This window comes from Listeria farberi, from assembly GCF_014229295.1.
Lineage (GTDB): Bacteria > Bacillota > Bacilli > Lactobacillales > Listeriaceae > Listeria > Listeria farberi.
In genome coordinates, this window is the sequence record NZ_JAARZL010000002.1 from 268,109 (window position 1) to 283,834 (window position 15,726).

The window sequence follows — 15,726 nt, forward strand, 5'->3', positions numbered from 1 at the left end:
CTTTTTTTAGTTAGTTGAAACTAGTTGCTTTTCTGCTAATGCGGCTTGAGCTGCTGCGAGACGTGCAATGGGAACGCGATACGGGGAGCATGATACATAGCTAAGCCCTAATTGATGGAAAAACTGGATAGATTCTGGATCGCCACCATGTTCGCCACAAACTCCCATTTTTAAATGTTCTGAAGTCATTCTTCCACGGGTAACCGCCATTTCAACAAGTGACCCGACACCATTCTTATCAATCGTGACAAATGGATCTTTTGGTAAAATATCTTTTTCATAATAATCTGCTAAAAATTTAGTTGCATCATCACGTGAAAAGCCATAGGTGAGTTGAGTTAGATCGTTGGTTCCAAAGCTAAAGAACTCTGCTTCCTCGGCGATTTCATCTGCTGTTACACATGCTCGCGGAATTTCAATCATTGTACCAATATCATATGGGAGCATCACTCGTTCTCTATCAAAAATAGTATGAATCGCTTGTTTCATCTCTTTTTTTATATAGCTTAATTCGCTTTTCGTCGCGATGAGCGGAATCATGATTTCTGGATGAACGTCAATTCCTTCATCATGAAGCGTGACGGCGCTCTCAATAATAGCTTCCGTCTGCATCCGGTAAATTTCTGGAAACGTGATAGCAAGCCGACAACCGCGGTGTCCGAGCATAGGATTTGCTTCTCTTAGTTCATTAATTCGTTTTGTAATTTGGGGAACTGTTCGACTCATTGCACTCGCTAATTGCTCTATTTCTTGCTCCGTTTTTGGTAAAAATTCATGTAATGGTGGATCAAGCAAGCGAATGTTTACCGCGCGACCGTCTGCAATACGGAATAACTCACTGAAATCAGCTTTTTGCATTTCTTTTAAAGTAGCTAAAATGGATTCGCGCTCGCTTAATGACTCTGCCAAAATCATTTGGCGCACATAGGGAATTCGTTTTTCATCAAAAAACATATGCTCGGTGCGACACAGGCCAATGCCTTCTGCGCCAAACAAAAGAGCTTTTTTAAAGTCAACTGGAGTATCTGCATTAACACGGATTATCAATTTTTTTTCTGCATCAGCCCAGGCCATTAACTCGTCAAAATGTCCGCCAATTTGCGCTTCTCTAAGTGCAATTTCTCCAAGATAAACTTTACCGGAACTACCATCGAGCGAGAGAGAGTCCCCTTCATGCAGCATTTTTCCAGTAGGGAGAAGAAGCGTTTTTTCTTTTTCATTAATAGTAAGTTCAGCACAACCAGCTATACAGCATTTTCCCATTCCACGAGCAACAACGGCAGCGTGGGAAGTCATACCACCATGAGCGGTTAAGATAGCGTTACTCTGCGCCATACCTTCAATATCCTCAGGAGAAGTCTCATCACGGACTAAAATGACAGGAATACCACGTTCGGCTGCTTGGACAGCTTCTTTTGCTTCAAAGAAAATTTGACCAGTTGCAGCGCCAGGACTTGCAGGTAAACCAGTTGCGATAATTTGCCCTTTTTTAAGAGCGCTTTCATCAAAAGTTGGATGAAGTAATTGATGTAGTTGCTTAGTTTCTACGCGCATAATGGCTTCTTGGCGGGAAATTTTTCCTTCATGGACAAAATCGACAGCTGATTGAATTGCTGCTTTGGCTGTTCGCTTGCCACTCCTAGTTTGTAAGACATAAAGTTTGCCTTTTTCGATGGTAAATTCAATGTCTTGCATGTCTAAATAATGATTCTCAAGGAGTTCACAAGTATGGATAAGCTCATTGTAAACGGCGGGCATTTTTTCTTCAAGCGCACTAATCGGCTCAGGTGTACGGATTCCTGCAACCACATCTTCACCTTGCGCGTTAAGTAAAAATTCCCCAAAAACTTTCTTTTCACCAGTGGATGGATTACGAGTAAAAGTAATTCCGGTTCCACTCGTTTCTCCAGTGTTTCCAAAGACCATTGCTTGAATATTAACAGCTGTACCAAAACTCGCATCAATATCATGTAATCTCCGGTAAATAACGGCGCGAGGGTTCATCCAGGAATCAAAAACAGCGATAATCGCAAGTCGCAGTTGTTCCATTGGATTTTGCGGGAAATCGGTACCAGTTGCTTGATTAAAAATTAGTTTATAAGCATCAATGAGTTTGCTTAAATCAGTCGCAGTTAATTCTGTATCTAAGCGATAGTTGTTTGCTTTTTTTATGCGACTAAGGGCCTGTTCAAATTGATAGCTCGGAATTTCATAAACAACATCACCAAACATTTGTATGAAACGGCGATAAGAATCGTAGGCCGAACGAGCGTCACCAGTAAGATTGGCAAGTCCTTCAGTCGCTTGGTCATTTAACCCAAGATTTAGCACAGTGTCCATCATGCCAGGCATCGAAAAGGGGGCGCCAGAACGTACGGAAACGAGCAGAGGATTTTCTGCGAATCCAAAAATTTTCCCGGTTTGCTTTTCGAGTTCCGCCAAATGAATTTTCACTTCTTCAAAGATGGATTCAGATAAATGTTTGTTATTAATCGTATAATCATTACAAGCCGCAGTTGAGATAGTAAATCCAGGAGGGACAGGTAAACCGATATTCGTCATTTCGGCCAAATTAGCGCCTTTTCCTCCTAAAAGATTTTTCATTTCCTTAGAACCTTCACTGAACTGATAGACAAATTTTCTCACATTATTCACCTCTTCTAATTAGTGGTAACTCGTGATAATTTCTGTGATTAGGGCAGCAGTTTCTTCAATCGCTTTATCTTCTACATGAATGACTTGGCAACCAAGTTTTTTGAATGTATCATAACCATATTCTAGTTCCTCTAAAATACGTTTTTCACTGGAATAACTACTTGCTTCGTCTAAACCGATAGATTTCAAACGAACTTTGCGGATTTGTGCTAGTTTTTCTGGGGTAGTTGTAAGGCCAATAATACGCTCCGCTGGGATTTGGAAAAGTTCTGTTGGAATCGGAATTTCGGGAACAAGTGGGACATTAGCAACTTTCCAATTTTGATTGGCGAGAAAGCTACTCAGTGGGGTTTTACTCGTTCTTGATACGCCGACGAGAACAATATCTGCATCTAACAGGCCACGAGGATCTTTGCAGTCATCATACTTTACAGCAAACTCAATGGCAGCAATGCGATCAAAATAATTGCTATCAAGACGGCGCATATTTCCTGGGTCTTGTTTTGATTTTAAGCCAGTTTTTGCTTCAACAGCAGCAGTTAGTGTATGTAATAAATCTACGTTCGGAATATTGTTTTGAACACAAAAATTAGTTGCGTACTCAGCTAGTTTGGCTTGTACGAGTGTTTGAACGACGATGCCATCAGCAGCTTTTGTTTCCTCTAGTGTTTCTAGTAAAGCGTTCTCATCGCGAATAAAAGCATGGCGCCGAATGTCAGCAGGTTTATTAAGTGAAAACTGAGCTGTTACCGCGCGAATAATATGTTGAGCAGTTTCTCCGATAGCATCTGAGATAACGTATATAATAACCGGATTTTCCATATTTTCCTCCTATTAAACCTTTTTTATCGTATCTACAAATAATGCAGTAATACGAGTTTTTGAAATTTTTCCGACGACTTTTGCATTTTCTAGAACGGGAAGTGAATCAATTTGATGGAAAACAAGTTGTTCTGCGGCATGTAACACAGTGTCGTTTTCTGTAACAGTAACAAGGTTGGGCATCCGGGTCATAATTGTCGCAATGGGAGTCGCTTTCGTGTCCGCATCAGCAAGCGCACCTTTTAGTAAATCTTTTCTGGAGACAAGTCCAACTAAAAGCTCTTCATCAATGACATATAAACTACCAATATCTTCCATAAAGAGCATAACGATGGCGTCATAAACACTTGTTTCTTTTTTTGCAAAAAATGGTTGGGTCATAATGTCAGCAACTTTTAACTGCCGAATTTCATCAAAGTGAATCGGATTAGTTTCTAAACCAGAGTAAAAGTAACCCACTTTTGGACGCGCATCTAAAATGCCAGTCATTGTCAAAATCGACAAGTCAGCTCGAATCGTAGCCCGTGTTAGTTTTAAATGGGCAGCGATAGAGTCGCCAGTAGCTGGTTCATTCGCGCGAACATAGGCAACAATCTTATGTTGTCTTGGGGAAAGTTCGATGGGAATCACATCCTTTATTATGTTATGCTAAATATTATATAGTATGACATAATTAAAAACAAGTCTTAATTGTGTCATACTATATAAAAACCTTCTCATAGTAGAGAAGGTTTTTAAAATGCCCTATTTAAACATAAAATAAAATACAGAAATACATAAAAGCTGTTCCCGCGATAACAAATAAATGCCAAATCGCATGCATATACGGGACACGAGGAATACTGTAAAAAACAGCACCTACGGTAAACATAATACCACCAGTTGCAAGTAGCCAAAATCCAGTCGGGGTAAGCCCGGCATAAAGTGGCTTAATGGCAAACATAACCATCCAGCCCATTAATAAATAGACACTTGTTGATAAAAGTTTTAATTTGCCAGTCATAAATATTTTATAAATAATTCCGGCGATTGCAAGTCCCCAGATAATACCAAACAGCGTCCATCCGAGGGTTCCTTGAATGGTAATTAAAACAAATGGTGTATAACTGCCAGCAATTAATACATAAATTGCAGCGTGGTCCATAATATTAAAAACCGTTCGTGCTTTTGAAGGCTTAAAGCTATGAAGCAGTGTAGAGCAAATATAAAGTAACATGAGGGAAATTCCATAAATTAAAAAACTTGTTAAATAAAGAGGATTATCTTTTCCGGCGGCGAATACAATAAGTAAGACGAGCGCGGGAATACTAAGAATAAATCCAATACCATGTGTAACTGCATTTGCTACTTCTTCTTTCCAGTTGTAAGAAGTGACATTCATTTTATCACCATACTTTTCTACAAATTTTTAAGTGTATTGTATATCTATCATACGCTAAAAAATACAGAATAGAAAGACAAATAACATTTCTTTCTCTTTTCTTAAAACTAGTTTATAGGTTGTGTATACCGATGGGGATGTTATAATAAGATAAAATAAGCAAAACTGGATGTGGCTATATGAGAAAAATAAAAATTATCACAGACTCAACTGCTGGACTAACATTAGAAGAAGCAGCAAAATGGAATATCGACGTTTTATATTTAACCGTAGAAATCGATGGACAAGTTTACAACCCTAAAACAGACATTACACCAGAAGAATTTATGGTACGAATGGCAGAGACTAAAGAATTACCAAAATCTTCCCAGCCTGCTATCGGTTCTTTTGTAGAAGCATACGAAAAATATACAGCAGAAGGCTACGAAATTCTTTCTATCCACTTAACCGAAAAACTAAGTGGTACCGTAAATGCAGCTCGTCAAGCAGCTGATATGGTGGAAGGAAACATTACTGTAGTAGACTGCGATTATACAGCTCGCGGCCAAGCATTCCAAGTATTAAAAGCAGCTGAAATGGCTCAGTCAGGTGATTATTCTGTGGAAGAAATTCACGCAAAAATTAATGATATTCGTGATAAAACAAAACTTTATATCGTTGTCGTTACACTCGATAACTTAATTAAAGGCGGGCGTGTTGGCAGGATGCAAGGCTTCTTAGGTAGTCTTTTAAATATCAAATTAATTGCCAAACTAACTGACGGTCAATTAGAAGAAGAAACCAAAGTTCGTAGCAATAAAAAAGTGTTACAATATTGCTTGAATTTAATTAAAGATGAACCGAAAAAAATTCAGCAGCTGGACGTTGTTCATGCAAACGGACTTAATCTGGCAGATGATTTCATCGCTGAATCAAAAGAAATAACTGGTTTAAAAGAAATTCCACTATTTTTTGCAGACCCAGTCATTTCCACACATGCTGGAACTGGTGCGTTTGCATTTATGTACTATACTGACTAAGCGAGTGATTGCATATGACAAAGAAAAAATGGCTGTGGCTTACAGGGGGCGTGCTTGTTATCGCGCTTCTTGTTGGCGCAGTTTTTGGTATCAAGTATTATAAAGAATCAAAAGAAATTCCGATTAACCTCGTTGCCATGGGTGATTCATTAACAGAAGGCGTCGGTGATGAAAACAAAGATGGCGGTTATGTAGGTATTATTCCGAAAAAACTAGAAGAAGAACCAAATGTCCCAAGTGTGAAAACAAGTAACTACGGGGTATCTGGAAATAAAATAACCCAACTGGAAAAACGTTTAAAAACAAATAAAGACTTCCAGAAAGACGTCAAAAATGCGAATGTAATAACAATTACCATTGGCGGAAATGACGTCATGGCTATTTTGCAATCACGTCTTTTAAATGTAAATGTAGATGATTTTAAAAAAGCAAACAAAGAATTCCAACAAGAGCTAGAAACACTTCTAAAAGATATTCGTTCCTATAATAAAGATGCAGCGATATTTTTAATGGGTATTTACAATCCATATACAACTTATTTCAGTGATATCAAACAATTTGACGCGATTATCACTGATTGGAATAATGCTTCTAAGAAAACTATCCAGCAAGATAGTAATGCCTATTTTGTTCCTATCGCAAAAGTCTTAGAGGACCGAAATAAAGATAGTAAAGATCAGCCTAATTCATTACTGTCAGATGACTATTTCCATCCTAACCATACTGGATATGAGAAGATGACAAAAGAATTAGATAAGGCCATTGTAAAACAATTAAACGAAGGTAATATTCCCAAATAGAAAGGTGTTAATATCGTGCAAAGAGAAACACGATCAGCTCCAAAAAAACCAAAACGTAATTACTGGAAATGGGTTTGTATTACACTAATTAGTATACTTCTTATTTCAGCGGGTTGGATTTATGTTGCTGTATTTAAACTCAGTCCACAAGAGGAGCCCACGCCATCCCTTATAAGCAATAAATCGGCGGTTGAATTTCAAACGAGTACAACGAAAGCAGATTTAAATCAATTGATTAGTTCCTATATAGAAGATTTCAGTAAAGATCAAGATATCGGTTATAAAGTTTTCGTAGCAAATAACGTTAACTTCACTGCAGAAGCGAAAATTTTTGGGGAACCTGTCGAGCTTCGGTTAAAATTCTCACCAAAAGTAGTAGATAATGGCAACGTAGAATTGACGCTTAAAGATATGTCTGTAGGTGCTCTACCACTTCCTGTGTCTTACGTAATGAACTATGTAAGCAAAAACTACAAATTCCCTAACTGGGTGACAATTATGCCTAAAAAGGAAAAAATCTATCTATCGCTAGACAAACTAAAGCTTCAAGGTGACACAAAAGTACGTGTTGATACGCTAAATTTGAAGAAAGACGACATTTCGTTTACACTTTTAGTACCAGTTAAGTAATTTAGCTGGCTGAATCCTAGTTAGGGGGCATTTTTATGACAAAAGAATCACTGGAAAAAGCAACATTTGCTGGAGGATGCTTTTGGTGTATGGTAAAACCTTTTGATACGCAACCGGGAATTGAAAAAGTTGTTTCGGGTTACACAGGCGGTCATACAGTTAATCCAACCTATAAAGAAGTTTGCAGCGGGACAACAGGACACACAGAAGCAATTGAAATCACATTTGATCCGGCAGTTTTTCCATACGAAAAATTAGTCGAAGTATATTGGCAACAAACGGATCCAACTGATGCAGCTGGCCAATTTGTTGACCGCGGGGATTCGTATCGACCAGTTATTTTCTATCATAATGAAGAACAGAAAGAAATCGCTGAAAAATCAAAGGCGGCACTTGAAGCAAGTGGCAGATTTAAAAAACCAATTGTGACAGAAATTACCAAAGCAGAAACTTTTTATCCAGCAGAAGAATATCATCAAGATTTCTACAAAAAAGAAAAAGCGCACTATGAAGGTTATCAAGTTGCTTCAGGTCGTGCTGCATTCATAGATGCCAACTGGAAAGGGTGAAATCAAATGGATGAGCGTAAAAAGAATGAGCGTCTTAAGCAACTTACAGATATACAATATAATGTGACCCAAAAAGCGGGTACCGAACGCCCATTTCAAAATGAATTTTATGATAATGAGGCAAAAGGAATTTATGTAGATATTGTTTCAGGAAAGCCACTTTTTTCATCCAATGATCAATATGATGCTGGCTGTGGTTGGCCAAGTTTCACCAAGCCAATTGACGAGACAGAAGTAATTGAAAATAGAGATTTAACCCATGGGATGATTCGGACGGAAGTGAAATCTGCTGATGCTAATTCTCATTTAGGGCATGTTTTTCCAGATGGACCACAAGATAAAGGTGGACTTCGCTACTGCATCAACTCTGCAGCCCTCCGATTCATACCTGTGGATAAATTGGAAGAAGAAGGCTACCAAGCATATAAAAAAATCTTTGAATAAACAAACAATGCCAGAAAATGAAATGCGTAGAATAATATCGCGAAATCATTCTCTGGCATTGTTCTGAAAAGGAGCGATACACATGTTAAAAGTAGCAGTAGTAGGACTTGGCGGCATTGCGCAAAAAGCGTATTTACCAGTTTTTGCCGAAATGGAAAATATCGAGGTACATCTTTATACAAGAAATGCACAGAAATTAAAGCATTTAAGTGAGAAATTTCGTTTTGATCATTACCATCAAAGTATTCATTCTATGATTGAATCTGGTGTGAATGCTGCGTTTGTTCATTCATCTACGGCGAGTCATCCGGAAGTCATTCGGACATTTTTAACACATCATATTCCGGTTTATGTGGACAAACCAATTGCGGATAATTTAGCAGAAGTAGAAGAATTAACAAATCTAGCAGAGGAACAAAATACGCTACTTATGACTGGTTTTAACCGTCGTTATGCGCCAAAGTATCAAGAATTAAAGGCACTAGCAGATACCAATATGATTATTATGCAAAAAAATCGCGCAGCCCAACCAGCTGAGGCCCGCACATTTATTTATGACGATTTTATTCATGTAATTGATACAGTGCGATTTCTACTGGATGCCGAAATGGAGCAATTAAATGTCTTTCCAGTTTGGCAAGAGGAGCTTCTTGCAAGTGTAACGGTTCAAGTAACAGCAGGAAGTAAAGTGGCGACAGCGATTATGAACCGGGATAGTGGTGTGAATGAAGAGCGGTTAGCGGTCATGACACCAAGTGCGAAATACGAAGTGGAGAATGTCACGGAAACGCATATTTATGAAGGTACAACAGAACGTTTCGAGCGTTTTGGTGATTGGGAAACAACACTCTATAAAAGAGGTTTTGTATCCATTATCCAAGCCTTTTTAACAGCTGTACGGAATGGGGAGAAAGCGCCAATTTCCAAAGAAGATGCACTAGAAACGCATCGCCTTGCAGAAGAAATTCTACGTAAAATCGAAAATTAACTTTATTTTTTCTGAGAAATCAACTATAGTTAAAGCATAAAAAGAGCGGAGTGTGTTGTACGTTGGGAAGATCATTTTATCATTTTTTAATGACATATCGGGACCCGAAACTAACAGATCAGAAAACGGAATTTGCCAACAATGCATACCGAGATCATAGTTTTCCAAAGCAAACTAGAAATTATCATATTCTTTGTGACTATCTTGAGTTTAATGCGCCGTATTTACCAGGAATGTCTATTTTTGATGAACTTTGGGATGCTTACTTGCTAGATGAAGAGAAAAACAAACACTAGGAGGAATAAAAGTATGAGCGTACATATCGAAGCAAAACAAGGGGAAATTGCAGAAACTATTTTATTACCAGGAGATCCACTAAGAGCAAAATATATTGCGGAAACGTTCTTGGAAGATGTAGTGTTATTTAACCAAGTGCGTGGCATGTTAGGATTTACCGGTACATATAAAGGGGAAAAAGTTTCTGTTATGGGAACGGGGATGGGTATTCCATCTATTTCGATTTATGTAAATGAATTAATCCAAAGCTATGATGTGAAAAATTTGATTCGTGTTGGTACCATGGGCGGCATTCAAGCGGACGTAAAAGTGCGTGACGTTGTTATTGCACAAGCAGCTTCAACAGATTCACAAATTAATCGCAATACTTTTGCAGGAGTTGATTTTGCGCCAGTAGCAGATTTTTCTCTTCTAAAAAAAGCCTATGATGCAGGTATCGAAAAAGGGTTATCTCTTAAAGTAGGGAATGTTTTTTCTGCGGATCGCTTTTATAACGATCAATTAGACAAGCAACAATTAGCTGATTACGGAGTACTAGGAATTGAAATGGAAGCAGCGGCTCTTTATACGTTAGCGCAAAAGTATGGACGTCGTGCACTTGCAATTCTAACAGTAAGTGATCATATCTTCACCGGGGAAGAAACATCAGCTGAAGAGCGTCAAACCACTTTTAATGATATGATTGTCGTAGCATTAGAAGCAGCAATAAAATAATCAAAATTACTAACTTAGATTTTGACTTAATGTATACAGGAAGGTTGATAATCATTTATGAGTTCTTTATTAACAATTGCTTTAGCCGTTACAATCAGTTGTGTGCACACGGTGGAAGATCAATATTTCGGTGGGCAAAATGCAGAGCCAGTCGCTAAAGTGGAGCAAAAGGAAACAAGTAATAAAACATTAGCTGACTTAGAAAAAGATCCACTTTATCCTTACATTGATAAACAAAATAAATTAGTCGAAAAAAATGGGATTCAGTATATAGAAAATGAAGAAAACATACTTGTACTTGCTAACAAAGATTATTCCTTACAACCAACGTATACCCCGCCTGATTTAGTTCGGCCGAATGTCACATTTTCTTTTGGTAGCCAACAAGTCGAAAAAGCACAATTAAGAAAAGAAGCAGCAACTGCATTAGAAGAAATGTTTGCAGCTGCAAACCAAGATGGGAAGAAATTATTTGCTGTATCTGGTTATCGCTCGTATAAACGGCAACAAGAAGTATTCCAAGCTGAAGTAAATTCAAAAGGAGATACAAAAGCTAGAGAAGCAGTGGCTTACCCAGGTACAAGTGAGCATCAAACTGGATTAGCTATGGATATTTCCTCAGAAAATCAATCCTATGAACTTACGGAAGCATTTGGAAATACCCCAGAAGGTAAATGGTTAGAAGAAAATGCCCATAATTATGGCTTTATCCTTCGTTATATGAAAGGTAGAGAAGCTATTACGAAATACCAATATGAGTCTTGGCATTATCGTTACGTTGGAAAAGATGCCGCAACAATTATTTACGAAAATAACTGGACATTAGAAGAATTTTTTGAACATGTAAAGGCACTGCAAAAGAATGTAGATGCTGCAAAATAACAAGTTTTAGAGTCATAAACATTTAGTTGTTTATGGCTCTTTTTTTAATTTTAGAAATTAAATGTTTGCAAAAAATACCTATAGGGGGTATACTGTTAATTGTAGAAACAAAGGAGGAGAAAAAATGAAACATGACCAACCAATTGTTCCACGTAAAGAAGAAGAAACAAAATTACTTCAAAATCGTTTGCGACGTATCGAAGGTCAGATTCGTGGTATTGCTCAAATGGTCGAGGATGATCGCTATTGTACAGACATTTTAGTCCAAATTTCAGCAGCTAATAAAGCACTCAAAAATGTTGGTTTGCAAGTATTAGAGCATCATACAGCACACTGTGTAGTGGATGCTGCAAAAAATGGGGAAGATGACGTAATGGAGGATTTACTTAAAGCAATACGTCAATTTTCTAAAACCTGAGGGGGGTATATAGAATGAACGATAAATATGTAAGACAAGATTTGAATATTTTTGGGATGACTTGTGCAGCTTGTTCAACGAGAATTGAAAAATCATTAAATAAAGCAGAAGGCGTTGAAAAAGCCAATGTCAATTTAGTAACTGAAAATGCTGCTGTATATTATGATCCAGAGGTAACATCCACAGAAGCATTAATTAAAGTAGTAAAACATGCGGGTTATGATGCTGCGGAAAAAATGTCCAAAGAAGAAAAAGATGCTGTGTTAGAAAAGAATTTCAAAAAAGAAGTGAGACGTTTTATTCTTTCTGCTATTCTTTCCTTGCCGTTACTTCTCACAATGGTGACACATATTCCGTATATTCATGAAATGGCATTTGCGGAATCAATTGGCAACTGGATTAATCCGACCATTCAATTAGTACTCGCAACTATCGTCCAATTTTATATTGGTTGGCGATTTTATGATGGGGCTTATAAAGCGCTTCGTGGTAAAAGCGCAAATATGGACGTATTAGTTGCACTTGGTACTTCTGCCGCTTACTTCTATAGTGTAGTGGAATACATCCGTCATATGATTGATCCAAGCATAATGCCACATTACTATTTTGAAACAAGTGCTGTATTAATCACATTAATCTTATTAGGTAAATTGTTGGAATCATATGCGACTTCTAGAACGACAGAATCTATTGCTGGTTTACTCGAACTACAAGCCAAAGAAGCAACTGTTATTCGTGAAGGAAAAGAATGGTTAGTGCCGGTAGACTCATTAAAAATTGGCGATGTTATTCTTGTTCGTCCAGGTGAAAAAGTTCCAATGGATGCAGAAATCATTTCCGGCGAAACTAGTATTGATGAAGCGATGATTACTGGTGAACCTGTGCCTGTAGAGAAAAAACCAGGCGATTCAGTTATTGGTGCAACTATCAACTTTGACGGAGCCTTTCAAGCAAAAATTACTAAACGAATGGAAGAAACAGTTTTAGAATCTATTATCCGTTTAGTGGAAGAAGCACAAGGAATTAAAGCACCCATCCAACGTTTGGCAGATAAAATTTCCGGTATCTTTGTACCAATCGTACTTGGCATTGCTGCTCTCACCTTTATTATTTGGTACCTTGTAACCGGAACAGTAGATGGCTCATTAGAAGCGGCCATTGCCGTATTAGTTATCGCTTGTCCTTGTGCGCTTGGTCTTGCAACTCCGACTGCTATTATGGCCGGAACTGGTAAAGGTGCCGAAAGTGGGATATTATTTAAAGGTGGCGAACACTTAGAACGTACTTCTAAAGTTGACACAATTGTTTTTGATAAAACTGGTACTTTGACAGAAGGTAAACTAGAAGTTAGTGATAAAAAAGCAACAAATGATAAATTTTTCCCGTATTTATTCTTGATGGAACAACAATCAGAACATCCAATTGCCAAAGCAATTATTAAGATGTTAGAATCTGAAGACATTAATGTATCAGAAGTAAAACAAGGGAAAATTCGTGCAAAAGCTGGACATGGGATGACAGGTAATTTAGATGATAGTAAAGTGGAACTAGGCGCTTATCGCTATGTTTCTTCCCTTACAACTATCCCAAGCGAAGAAGATGAATTAATCAAAAGTTGGATGAATGCAGGGAAAACAGTCGTAGCAATGGCAATCGAAGGCGCTTATGCTGGTGCACTTGCTTTATCTGATACACCACGACCAGAGGCAAAAGAAGCAATTCAAAAACTGCAAGCACAAGGTATTAAAACCGCTATTTGTTCCGGCGACCAATCTGTTGTAGTAGAAAATATGGCGAAAGATTTAGGAGCCGATATGTTTTTTGCGGAACAACTACCAAATGATAAAAGCGCATTAGTAGAAAAATTACAACAAGAAGGTCATATCGTTGCTTTCGTTGGCGATGGCATTAATGATGCTCCAGCTCTTGCAGCTAGTGATATTGGAATTAGTATTGGAACAGGAACAGATATTGCGATTGAAACAGGTGATGTAACGCTCGTCAGTCACCGATTAACACTTATTCCAGAAACAATTGAACTTTCAAAAGCAACGATGCGAAACATAAGACAAAACTTTTTCTGGGCACTTGCTTATAACTGTGCGGGCATTCCAATTGCTGCATTAGGGTTACTTGCTCCGTGGGTAGCAGGACTTGCAATGGCATTTAGTTCCGTTTCTGTTGTAACTAACGCGTTACGTCTAAAAAGATATAAATTTAAATCATAGGAGGAAAAAAAATGGAAAAATTAACTTTAACTGTAGAAGGTATGACTTGTGGACACTGCGAGGCTCGTGTAACTAAAGCATTAGCAGAAGTGAGCGGTGTGAAAAGTGCGGTAGTTTCTTTAGATGAAGGAACGGCAACTGTTGAATTCGAAAAAGGACAAGTAACAGAAGATGCTTTGATTTATGCTGTAGAAGAAGCAGGATATGAAGTAGCTTAAATTAAGAAGTGAGAGGGATTCTTGAGTAGATCCCTCTTTTTTCTTTGTCATGAAAAAAAGATACCAAAATGTTTGGAAAACTGGTAAAATAAATGAGTTAAATAAAATGTACTATTATTAGCTACATTTTACATAGAAAGTGGTGAAGAAAGATGGAACAATCCCCACAAAACAAAGAAGATAACGTGGAGAAAAACGAAGAAGAAAAAATAAAACCTGGTAATGGTTACATAAAGATGAAATTATTCCCTTTTATAATGCTTTTATTTGCTTTTGTATTTGTTACAGCATTAGTGACAACTATCGTCATGTCTTTAGGGGATGATAAACAAGTGAAAGTGAGTATCCCTGAACGAAAAGAATTTACAAAACTCTATGATGTCTATGATGAAATCACTGAAAAATATTATAAAGACACAAAATCAACTAACATGATAGACGGAGCAATCACAGGTATGGTAAATTCTTTAGATGATCCGTACTCTACTTTTATGTCGAAAAAAGAGTCGACGGAATTTAATGATACAATTTCTTCTAGTTTTGAAGGGATTGGTGCTGAAATTCAAGAAAAAGATGGAGCAATAGTAGTTGTTTCTCCAATTAAAAACTCCCCGGCTGAAAAAGCTGGTTTGCGCCCTCAAGATATTATTACACAAGTTGATGGTAAATCTGTCAAAGGGGATACAGCGACAGAAGCAACAAAAAAAATCCGTGGTGAAAAAGGAACAGATGTCACTTTAACTATTCAGCGCTCCAATGAGGATAAACCTTTTGACGTAACTATTACACGCGATGAAATTCCAATCGAAACGGTATATAAAGAAATGGGAAATGATAAAATCGCCCACGTAACTATTAGTACCTTTTCTGAAAATACGTATGATGAGCTTGAAAAAACGTTAAAAGCTTTGGAAAAAGACGGAATGAAAGGACTTGTGATTGATTTACGAGGAAATCCAGGTGGGTTACTCGATCAAGCAGTCTCCATTTCTAGTTTATTCGTACCTGATGGCAAAATTGTCGTTCAAGAACAAGGTAAAGACGGAGAAAAAACAGCCATTAAAGCTGACAGTAGCTCGCATGGTGACTATAAAGTTAAAGTCCCAACAACTATGCTTATTGATGGCGGGAGTGCAAGTGCATCCGAAATTCTGGCGGCGGCAGCCAAAGAATCTGGAGGAATAAAACTTGTAGGAAATAAATCATTTGGTAAAGGGACTGTACAAACAGCAACCACATTATCGGATGATTCCACACTCAAATTGACTGTCGCGAAATGGTTGACGCCAAACAGCGAATGGATTCATGAAAAAGGTATTACGCCAGATGTGGTTGTGAATATGCCAAATTATGCAACTATGACTATTCCATCTTCCACAAAAGTCTACAAAAATGGTGATTTCGGTGATGACGTTAAAACCATAGAAACATTGCTAAAAGCGCTAGATTACAATGTTGGAAAAGTAGACGGCTTATACGATATAGACACAGAATATGCTGTGCAAAGATTCCAAGCAGCAAATAAGTTAGATGTTACAGGAATAATGACAGGGGTGACAACAGACAAATTAGTCGAGTTAACGCAAAAACATCTAAACGAAACAGATCCACAATTACAAAAAGCAAAGGCCCTGGTGAAGTAAACGCATAATTTTTTTGAA

Annotated in this window: 17 protein-coding genes; 13 read left to right on the forward strand and 4 right to left on the reverse strand. The window is 37.8% G+C overall.

Annotated elements, in window-relative coordinates; translation table 11 throughout:
• Nucleotides 1-6: 6 nt before the first annotated feature.
• The 4 genes from ppdK to trhA all read right to left on the reverse strand — a co-directional run bounded on the left by ppdK (nt 7) and on the right by trhA (nt 4,858).
• Nucleotides 7-2,646: a pyruvate, phosphate dikinase gene (gene ppdK / locus HCB38_RS08925; protein ID WP_185638282.1), complete on the reverse strand. Its 2,640-nt coding sequence runs from the start codon at nt 2,644-2,646 to the stop codon at nt 7-9.
• Between the two features lie 18 nt (nt 2,647-2,664).
• Nucleotides 2,665-3,477: a pyruvate, water dikinase regulatory protein gene (locus HCB38_RS08930; protein ID WP_185638284.1), complete on the reverse strand. Its 813-nt coding sequence runs from the start codon at nt 3,475-3,477 to the stop codon at nt 2,665-2,667.
• Between the two features lie 12 nt (nt 3,478-3,489).
• Nucleotides 3,490-4,107 (reverse strand): transcriptional regulator CcpN, encoded by a 618-nt coding sequence (ccpN, locus tag HCB38_RS08935; protein WP_185319076.1) that lies wholly within the window; start codon nt 4,105-4,107, stop codon nt 3,490-3,492.
• A 118-nt stretch (nt 4,108-4,225) separates the two neighbouring features.
• Nucleotides 4,226-4,858, reverse strand: a complete 633-nt coding sequence (trhA, locus tag HCB38_RS08940) for a PAQR family membrane homeostasis protein TrhA (protein WP_185319075.1) — start codon at nt 4,856-4,858, stop codon at nt 4,226-4,228.
• 179 nt (nt 4,859-5,037) lie between these two features.
• Here trhA and HCB38_RS08945 point away from each other — a divergent pair, with 179 nt between their 5' ends.
• The 13 genes from HCB38_RS08945 (at nt 5,038) to HCB38_RS09005 (ending at nt 15,708) form a co-directional block, all read left to right on the forward strand.
• On the forward strand, nt 5,038-5,877 hold the full coding sequence (locus tag HCB38_RS08945; protein ID WP_185319074.1) for a fatty acid kinase binding subunit FakB: 840 nt from the start codon (nt 5,038-5,040) through the stop codon (nt 5,875-5,877).
• Nucleotides 5,878-5,891: 14 nt separating this feature from the next.
• Complete coding sequence (locus HCB38_RS08950) at nt 5,892-6,677, forward strand: SGNH/GDSL hydrolase family protein (protein ID WP_185319073.1); 786 nt, start codon at nt 5,892-5,894, stop codon at nt 6,675-6,677.
• A 15-nt stretch (nt 6,678-6,692) separates the two neighbouring features.
• The gene (locus HCB38_RS08955; RefSeq protein ID WP_185319072.1) at nt 6,693-7,307 is read left to right on the forward strand and encodes a YpmS family protein; all 615 of its coding nucleotides are present in this window, start codon (nt 6,693-6,695) and stop codon (nt 7,305-7,307) included.
• 35 nt (nt 7,308-7,342) lie between these two features.
• Entirely contained in the window at nt 7,343-7,876 is a 534-nt protein-coding gene (gene msrA, locus HCB38_RS08960) for a peptide-methionine (S)-S-oxide reductase MsrA (RefSeq protein WP_185319071.1), read from the forward strand.
• Between the two features lie 6 nt (nt 7,877-7,882).
• Nucleotides 7,883-8,320 (forward strand): peptide-methionine (R)-S-oxide reductase MsrB, encoded by a 438-nt coding sequence (gene msrB, locus HCB38_RS08965; protein WP_185319070.1) that lies wholly within the window; start codon nt 7,883-7,885, stop codon nt 8,318-8,320.
• A gap of 82 nt (nt 8,321-8,402) precedes the next feature.
• Complete coding sequence (locus HCB38_RS08970; protein WP_185607887.1) at nt 8,403-9,308, forward strand: Gfo/Idh/MocA family protein; 906 nt, start codon at nt 8,403-8,405, stop codon at nt 9,306-9,308.
• Nucleotides 9,309-9,370: 62 nt separating this feature from the next.
• Nucleotides 9,371-9,604, forward strand: coding sequence for a YozE family protein (locus HCB38_RS08975; protein WP_003720177.1), 234 nt, complete (start codon nt 9,371-9,373; stop codon nt 9,602-9,604).
• Between the two features lie 13 nt (nt 9,605-9,617).
• Nucleotides 9,618-10,319: a purine-nucleoside phosphorylase gene (gene deoD, locus HCB38_RS08980; RefSeq protein WP_003723411.1), complete on the forward strand. Its 702-nt coding sequence runs from the start codon at nt 9,618-9,620 to the stop codon at nt 10,317-10,319.
• Between the two features lie 57 nt (nt 10,320-10,376).
• Nucleotides 10,377-11,201, forward strand: coding sequence for a M15 family metallopeptidase (locus tag HCB38_RS08985; protein ID WP_185638286.1), 825 nt, complete (start codon nt 10,377-10,379; stop codon nt 11,199-11,201).
• Between the two features lie 124 nt (nt 11,202-11,325).
• Nucleotides 11,326-11,619 carry a copper-sensing transcriptional repressor CsoR gene (gene csoR, locus HCB38_RS08990; protein WP_003729496.1) on the forward strand — a complete coding sequence of 98 codons (294 nt, stop codon included), beginning with the start codon at nt 11,326-11,328 and terminating at the stop codon, nt 11,617-11,619.
• A gap of 14 nt (nt 11,620-11,633) precedes the next feature.
• Nucleotides 11,634-13,847: a heavy metal translocating P-type ATPase gene (locus HCB38_RS08995; protein WP_185319067.1), complete on the forward strand. Its 2,214-nt coding sequence runs from the start codon at nt 11,634-11,636 to the stop codon at nt 13,845-13,847.
• 11 nt (nt 13,848-13,858) lie between these two features.
• Nucleotides 13,859-14,065, forward strand: coding sequence for a heavy-metal-associated domain-containing protein (locus HCB38_RS09000; protein WP_185638288.1), 207 nt, complete (start codon nt 13,859-13,861; stop codon nt 14,063-14,065).
• 152 nt (nt 14,066-14,217) lie between these two features.
• The gene (locus HCB38_RS09005) at nt 14,218-15,708 is read left to right on the forward strand and encodes a lmo1851 family serine protease (protein ID WP_185319065.1); all 1,491 of its coding nucleotides are present in this window, start codon (nt 14,218-14,220) and stop codon (nt 15,706-15,708) included.
• The last annotated feature ends 18 nt before the right edge of the window (nt 15,709-15,726 follow it).

Excerpts from the sequence above, each read along its gene's own strand:
- HCB38_RS08930 (WP_185638284.1), bottom strand. The coding sequence starts at position 3,477 with ATGGAAAATCCGGTTATTATATACGTTATCTCAGATGCTATCGGAGAA.
- trhA (WP_185319075.1), bottom strand. The coding sequence starts at position 4,858 with ATGAATGTCACTTCTTACAACTGGAAAGAAGAAGTAGCAAATGCAGTT.
- HCB38_RS08945 (WP_185319074.1), top strand. The coding sequence starts at position 5,038 with ATGAGAAAAATAAAAATTATCACAGACTCAACTGCTGGACTAACATTA.
- HCB38_RS08950 (WP_185319073.1), top strand. The coding sequence starts at position 5,892 with ATGACAAAGAAAAAATGGCTGTGGCTTACAGGGGGCGTGCTTGTTATC.
- msrA (WP_185319071.1), top strand. The coding sequence starts at position 7,343 with ATGACAAAAGAATCACTGGAAAAAGCAACATTTGCTGGAGGATGCTTT.
- msrB (WP_185319070.1), top strand. The coding sequence starts at position 7,883 with ATGGATGAGCGTAAAAAGAATGAGCGTCTTAAGCAACTTACAGATATA.
- HCB38_RS08970 (WP_185607887.1), top strand. The coding sequence starts at position 8,403 with ATGTTAAAAGTAGCAGTAGTAGGACTTGGCGGCATTGCGCAAAAAGCG.
- deoD (WP_003723411.1), top strand. The coding sequence starts at position 9,618 with ATGAGCGTACATATCGAAGCAAAACAAGGGGAAATTGCAGAAACTATT.
- HCB38_RS08985 (WP_185638286.1), top strand. The coding sequence starts at position 10,377 with ATGAGTTCTTTATTAACAATTGCTTTAGCCGTTACAATCAGTTGTGTG.
- csoR (WP_003729496.1), top strand. The coding sequence starts at position 11,326 with ATGAAACATGACCAACCAATTGTTCCACGTAAAGAAGAAGAAACAAAA.
- HCB38_RS08995 (WP_185319067.1), top strand. The coding sequence starts at position 11,634 with ATGAACGATAAATATGTAAGACAAGATTTGAATATTTTTGGGATGACT.
- HCB38_RS09000 (WP_185638288.1), top strand. The coding sequence starts at position 13,859 with ATGGAAAAATTAACTTTAACTGTAGAAGGTATGACTTGTGGACACTGC.
- HCB38_RS09005 (WP_185319065.1), top strand. The coding sequence starts at position 14,218 with ATGGAACAATCCCCACAAAACAAAGAAGATAACGTGGAGAAAAACGAA.